The sequence below is a fragment of the Citrobacter amalonaticus genome, assembly GCF_037053465.1.
In the GTDB taxonomy this organism is placed as follows: domain Bacteria; phylum Pseudomonadota; class Gammaproteobacteria; order Enterobacterales; family Enterobacteriaceae; genus Citrobacter_A; species Citrobacter_A amalonaticus_H.
The window spans coordinates 64249-70845 of the sequence record NZ_JBALIF010000019.1; the positions used below are offsets into that span (position 1 = coordinate 64249).

The following is a 6597-nucleotide window of genomic DNA, read 5'->3' on the forward strand; positions in this document are numbered from 1 at the left end:
ATCCTCTGTATTTTCGTACTTATACCCTTTTAGCAGGTATTTATGCTGGCTTTCAAGAAACCATTTAACTTAAGTGGTTGATATAAGCATTCTGTGGCCTTCAATGTCAAGACGACGGAAGGTCAGACCATATGCCCGCGCCAGATTTGGCGGGGTCAGAACCTCATCTCGTAGGCCGCTGGCGAGTAATTTTCCCTGTTTGAGCAACCACACGCGATGGGCATGACGCAACGTATGGTTCAGATCGTGGCTGCTCATCACAATGGCGATCCCCTGCTGGCACAGTTTATTGAGGAGGCGATCCAGTGCGTTTTGTTGCGCCACATCGAGACTGTTCATCGGTTCATCCAGTAACAACAATTGTCCTTGCGGGTTTATATCCGGCGAGATTTGCAAAATCACCGCGGCAAGGCGCACACGCTGCCACTCCCCACCAGAAAGCGCTTTCGCATTGCGATCGAGTTTATCCGCCAGCCCTAACGCCCCGGCAACTGCAGTAAGCTGATCGGTCCGGGATTTATCCGCCTGATGCAGTGTTAAAAAGTGCCATACTGGCATCGCGAAAGGCGGATTTTGCTGCTGCGCCAGATACGCACGATGACGGGCAAGTTTGGCTGCGGGCCATGACGCCAGTTCAGTGCCCGCCAGCGCGATCGTTCCCGCCCCGGTTGTTAACCCCGCCATCCGCGCCAGCAGTGTACTTTTTCCGGCCCCATTTGGCCCCACGAGATGCAGGATCTCCCCTGCCCGGATCTCCCCGGACAGAGGCCTTAAACGGGTCGTTTCGACAACATCCTGTAGCTGCATCAATGACGACATTATTTGTCCAACGCGATTTTAATACTTTCCATAACAATGGGATCTTCCGGCGTCATATCCGGCGCAAAACGCTGAACTACCTTGCCATCCCGACCGACGAGAAATTTCTCGAAGTTCCAGAGAATATCATCCGGATAAAGTGGCGCGCGCCCTTTGCTGACCATTCGCTCATAGAAACCGCTCCCTTCTGGCGCCACTGCCGTTGGCGCTGCGGCAATCAGCTTCTGGTACAGCGGATGACGCTGCTCGCCATTCACGTCAATTTTGCTGAACATCGGAAATGTCACACCCCAGGTGGTCGCACAGTAAGTTTTGATCTCGTCTTCGCTGCCCGGTTCCTGTCCGAGGAACTGATTGCAGGGGAAACCCAGCACGGTAAAACCACGGTCAGCCCACGCTTTCTGGATGTTTTCCAGTTGTTCATACTGCGGAGTGAGGCCACATTTTGACGCCACATTCACCACCAGCAGTACATTACCGGCGTATTTGTCGAGGGTCGTCACGTCACCGTCAATCGTCGTCACTTCAGTATTCAGAATCGAGTCTTGCATAGCCTCTCCAGGATCGTGAGTGTTTCAACTACCAGCTTTTAATCATAGACCGTCTTGTGACGACTAACGCCCGGCTCTGAGCAACAGCCAGATAAAGACCGGTGCCCCCAGAGTTGCCGTCACCACGCCAATCGGCAGTTCAGCCGAAGCCAGCGCCAGGCGGGCCACCACATCAGCCAGTAGCAGCGCAATCGCCCCTGCCAGCGCACAGGCAGGCAGCAAAGCACGATGATCGGTTAATCCGCACAGACGTAAAATATGGGGGATCACGAGGCCAATAAAACCAATGGCGCCGGCCAGCGCCACGCTTACCCCCACCATCCAGCCTGTTGCCACCACCAACAAATTACGCCAGAACCAGAGAGGAAGCCCAAGCTGCCGGGCAGATATCTCTCCCAGCGCCAGCATGTTCATTGGCTGTGACTGAAAACAAATCCACACCAGGACCGGAATGAGCGCCAGCATGAGCCAGGATTGCGTCCAGTTCACACCGCCAAACCCACCCATCATCCAGTACATGAGCTGGCGTAAATCAAAGGAGGTGGAAAAATAGATAGCCCAGGTCATCAGGGCGCTACAGATAATCCCCAGCGCCACCCCGGCGAGCAGCAGACGGCTGGTTGAGAGATGGCGACGGGCAAAGCGCAAAAGAATCAGGGTAATAATCAACGCCCCGGCAATGGCGCACAGTCCCAGCGCCCAGTGCGGCAGGATACCGTTACCCAGCAATACGGCAGCGATAAGCCCAACGCCTGCGCCATTGGAGACGCCGAGCAACCCCGGTTCTGCCAGGGGATTTTCAAACAGCGCCTGCATCACCGCACCGGATAAAGCCAGCGCGGCACCCACCAGTAACACGGCCAGCGCACGCGGAAGACGGATTTGCCAGACAAAGAGTTCGCCACGCGGCGTCAACCAGTCAGCAGGCATAATCCACTGCTCTCCGGCGCACAGGCTTAGTAAAAGCGTCAGTAGCATGAGCACCGACAAACTGAGGATCCAGCGCACATGTTGTCGCTGTTGTTGACGGGCAAAAGTCAGCATGATTTCCGTTCAACTGTAAAGAATGGCATTAATTCTACGGCGCTCCGGCACAGCAGAAAAGAAAAAAGGCCGCAAAAGCGGCCTTTTTAGTTAGTTCGGATCACTCATCTTTGGGCGAAGCGTTTTCAACCCGGCTCTTTAACTTCTGTCCGGGTCTGAAGGTCACCACGCGCCGTGCTGTAATGGGAATATCTTCGCCCGTTTTCGGGTTACGTCCCGGGCGTTGATTCTTATCACGCAGATCGAAGTTACCAAAACCAGAGAGTTTTACCTGCTCACCGTTTTCCAGAGCACGACGGATCTCTTCGAAAAACAGTTCGACCAGTTCTTTGGCATCCCGCTTGCTAAGCCCAAGCTTATCAAACAGATATTCTGACATTTCAGCTTTTGTAAGCGCCATAGGTTCAATCCCTCAATGATGCCTGGAATCGCTCTTTTAATGCCTCTACACATTTGGCGACGGTAGCGGCAATCTCCTCTTCTTCGAGTGTACGGCTGGTATCCTGAAGGATCAGGCTAATGGCGAGGCTCTTATACCCCTCCGCAACACCCTTACCACGGTACACGTCAAATAAGTTTACGCCAACTACCTGATTTACGCCAACTTTCTTACACTCGGATAAAATATCCGCAGCGGGAACGTTTTCTGCGACCACCACGGCGATGTCGCGACGGTTCGCCGGGAAGCGTGAAATCTCGCGCGCCTGAGGCACCACGCGGTCTGCGAGCTTATTCCACTCCAGTTCAAACACCAAAGTGCGACCGTTCAGATCCAGCTTACGTTCCAGCTCCGGATGAACAACACCAATGAAACCAATGCGTTCACCTTTAAGATAAATAGCAGCAGACTGTCCTGGATGCAGTGCCGGATTCGCTTCCGCTTTGAACTGAATGTCAGCCAGTTTGCCGGTCAGATCCAACACGGCTTCCAGATCGCCTTTCAAATCATAGAAATCAACCGTCTCTTTTGCCAGGTTCCAGTGCTCATCATGGCGGTTACCACAGATAACGCCTGCCAGCATCAGATCCTGGCGAATGCCCAGGCTTGCCTGCGTATCGGGTACAAAACGCAGTCCGCTTTCAAAAATGCGCACGCGGTTCTGCTGACGGTTCTGGTTATACACCACGGTTGCCAGTAACCCGGTCCACAGTGACAGGCGCATTGCCGACATCTCGACAGAGATTGGGCTTGGCAAGAGCAGCGCCTCTTCACCTGGATGAATCAGTTGCTGTACTTTCGGATCAACGAAGCTATAGGTAATGACTTCCTGATAACCTTTGTCGTTAAGCATGGTTTTCACGCGCTTGAGCGACAGATTCGCTTCACGGTGAGCGCCCATAATCAGACCCGCCTGGACCGGTTCGTCCGGAATATTGTTGTAGCCGTACACGCGTGCGACTTCTTCAACCAGATCTTCTTCAATTTCCATATCGAAACGCCAGCTCGGCGCAACGGCTTTCCACTCGCCTTCGCCTTCCGTCACCTCACAGCCCAGGCGACGCAGAATGTCGCTCACTTGCTCATCAGCAATGTGATGGCCGATCAGACGATCCAGTTTGCTACGGCGCAGGGTAATGGTCGCGCGCTGAGGCAATGTCGCTTTATCTGTGACATCGATAACCGGACCGGCTTCACCGCCGCAGATGTCAATCAACAGACGGGTCGCACGCTCCATCGCTTTGTACTGCAGCGCAGGATCGACGCCACGCTCATAACGGTGAGAGGCATCGGTATGCAAACCATGACGGCGCGCGCGACCGGTAATCGACAGCGGATTGAAGAAGGCGCACTCCAGCAGTACGTTTTGCGTTTCATCGTTCACACCAGAATGTTCGCCACCAAAGATGCCGCCCATGGCCAGCGCTTTATGATGATCCGCAATCACCAGCGTATCCGCGTTCAACTTCGCTTCTGTGCCATCAAGCAGCACCAGCGTTTCGCCCTCTTTCGCCATGCGAACGACAATCCCGCCTTCAATGCGGTCTTTATCAAAGGCGTGCATTGGCTGACCCAGTTCGAGCAGCACATAGTTGGTCACATCCACTACCGCATCAATGGAACGAATACCGCAGCGACGCAGTTTTTCTTTCATCCACAGCGGGGTTGGCGCTTTTACGTTGATACCTTTCACCACGCGGCCCAGATAACGCGGACAGGCGTCAGTGGCTTCCACCGTAATCGGCAGAACATCGCTAATGGTAGCCGGGACTGGCGTGATTTCCGGCTCAACCAGAGGTGCCTTATTCAGCACCGCCACATCACGGGCGACGCCGATAATCCCTAAGCAGTCAGCGCGGTTAGGCGTGACGCTAATTTCAATGGTGTTGTCATTGAGTTTCAGGTATTCACGGATATCAGTACCAATTGGCGCATCCGCCGGCAGTTCAATGATACCGCTGTGATCGTCGGAAATCCCCAGCTCGGAGAAGGAGCACAGCATGCCTTCTGATGGCTCACCGCGCAGCTTAGCCGCCTTAATTTTGAAATCACCAGGCAGTACGGCGCCAATGGTAGCTACCGCCACTTTCAGCCCCTGACGGCAGTTTGGCGCGCCGCAGACGATGTCCAGCAGACGATCGCCGCCCACATTAACTTTCGTCACGCGCAGTTTGTCTGCGTTTGGATGCTGTCCGCATTCCACGACTTCACCGACGACCACACCATTAAATTCACCGGCGACGGCGTCAACGCCGTCAACTTCCAGACCGGCCATCGTGATTTGGTTCGACAGCGCTTCACTGTCGATTGCCGGGTTCACCCACTCGCGTAACCACAGTTCACTGAATTTCATTGTTTTATCCTGCCTTTATTTAAACTGTTTGAGGAAACGCAGATCGTTTTCGAAGAATGAACGCAGGTCTGTAACGCCGTAGCGCAACATAGTCAGACGCTCCATCCCCATACCAAACGCGAAGCCAGAGTAGATTTCCGGATCAATACCGACATTGCGCAACACGTTCGGGTGTACCATGCCGCAACCCAATACTTCCAGCCATTTCCCGTTTTTGCCCATCACGTCAACTTCCGCCGATGGCTCAGTGAACGGGAAATAAGAAGGACGGAAACGAATCTGCAGATCTTCTTCGAAGAAGTTACGCAGGAAGTCATGCAGTGTTCCTTTCAGGTTGGTAAAGCTGATGTTGGTATCAACAATCAAGCCCTCCATCTGATGGAACATCGGGGTGTGCGTCTGATCGTAGTCGTTACGATATACACGCCCCGGCGCGATAATACGAATCGGCGGCTGCTTTTCTTTCATGGTACGGATCTGTACGCCAGAGGTTTGAGTACGCAGCAAACGGGTTGCATCAAACCAGAAGGTATCGTGATCCGCGCGTGCCGGGTGGTGACCCGGAATGTTCAGCGCGTCGAAGTTATGATAGTCATCTTCGATTTCAGGACCGGTGGCGACGGTAAAACCCAGCTCGCCAAAGAAACTTTCAATTCGATCAATGGTACGGGTGACCGGATGCAGACCGCCATTTTCAATTCGGCGACCCGGCAGAGAGACGTCGATGGTTTCCGCCGCCAGACGTGCATTCAACGCCGCGTTTTCCAGATCGGTTTTACGCGCGTTAAGCGCCTGCTGTACCTGCTCTTTCGCTTCGTTAATAACCGCACCGGCTGCAGGACGCTCTTCAGGCGGCAGCTCGCGCAGGGTCGTCATCTGAAGGGTTAAGTGCCCTTTTTTGCCCAAATATTCGACGCGTACATTGTCTAGCGCGGCAACATCTGACGCCTGGTTAATGGCTGCCTTTGCACTGGCAACCAGCTCTGCGAGATGTGACATGGTTTTCCTCATTGTGTCGGTGAAGACACCGGTTCGTTGAACGTAATCTCTCTGTTTCAGGCACAAAAAAAGCCTCCTGATGGAGGCTTTTTCGCGCTGTTTTTCGTTTCTTCTTTCACGCGCTAGCCTCCTGGAGTCAGGTGCTAAAGTAAAAAAAGAAGCGGAAAATAGCAGCATTCATGCTTGCGTTACCTTGTGTGGTAAAACCGGAGAACCTTTATTGAAAAGGGTTACGGATAAATTGTCAACTCATTGATGGAACTACAAGTAAAAAACCACCTGCATAGCAGGTGGCTTTGACACAGCCCCCTAAAAGGGGGCTTAAACACTACCCTTCCAGTCCCAGCTGTATTTGTCTTTCTTCTTCCTCTTTGGCTACCTTGTCCTGGTAC

General features: G+C 53.4%; 7 protein-coding genes and 1 other annotated feature. All 7 genes read right to left on the reverse strand.

Annotation, left to right across the window (positions count from 1 at the left end; translation table 11 throughout):
- Positions 1-69: 69 nt before the first annotated feature.
- Complete coding sequence (gene btuD, locus WB371_RS21350; RefSeq protein WP_336221998.1) at positions 70-819, reverse strand: vitamin B12 ABC transporter ATP-binding protein BtuD; 750 nt, start codon at positions 817-819, stop codon at positions 70-72.
- A complete protein-coding gene (locus WB371_RS21355) occupies positions 819-1370 on the reverse strand; it encodes a glutathione peroxidase (protein WP_336221999.1) in 552 nt (183 codons plus the stop codon). The genes btuD and WB371_RS21355 overlap by 1 nt, the downstream gene beginning before the upstream one ends.
- Positions 1371-1433: 63 nt before the next feature.
- Positions 1434-2414: a vitamin B12 ABC transporter permease BtuC gene (gene btuC / locus WB371_RS21360; RefSeq protein ID WP_336222000.1), complete on the reverse strand. Its 981-nt coding sequence runs from the start codon at positions 2412-2414 to the stop codon at positions 1434-1436.
- A 100-nt stretch (positions 2415-2514) separates the two neighbouring features.
- Positions 2515-2814 carry an integration host factor subunit alpha gene (gene ihfA / locus WB371_RS21365; RefSeq protein ID WP_001229265.1) on the reverse strand — a complete coding sequence of 100 codons (300 nt, stop codon included), beginning with the start codon at positions 2812-2814 and terminating at the stop codon, positions 2515-2517.
- Positions 2815-2818: 4 nt separating this feature from the next.
- Positions 2819-5206, reverse strand: coding sequence for a phenylalanine--tRNA ligase subunit beta (gene pheT, locus WB371_RS21370; protein ID WP_336222001.1), 2388 nt, complete (start codon positions 5204-5206; stop codon positions 2819-2821).
- 15 nt (positions 5207-5221) lie between these two features.
- Positions 5222-6205, reverse strand: coding sequence for a phenylalanine--tRNA ligase subunit alpha (pheS, locus tag WB371_RS21375; protein ID WP_336222002.1), 984 nt, complete (start codon positions 6203-6205; stop codon positions 5222-5224).
- Between the two features lie 62 nt (positions 6206-6267).
- Positions 6268-6391, reverse strand: a sequence feature (Phe leader region).
- Positions 6342-6386 carry a pheST operon leader peptide PheM gene (gene pheM / locus WB371_RS21380; RefSeq protein WP_001386830.1) on the reverse strand — a complete coding sequence of 15 codons (45 nt, stop codon included), beginning with the start codon at positions 6384-6386 and terminating at the stop codon, positions 6342-6344. (Overlaps the previous feature by 45 nt.)
- Positions 6392-6597: the final 206 nt, after the last annotated feature.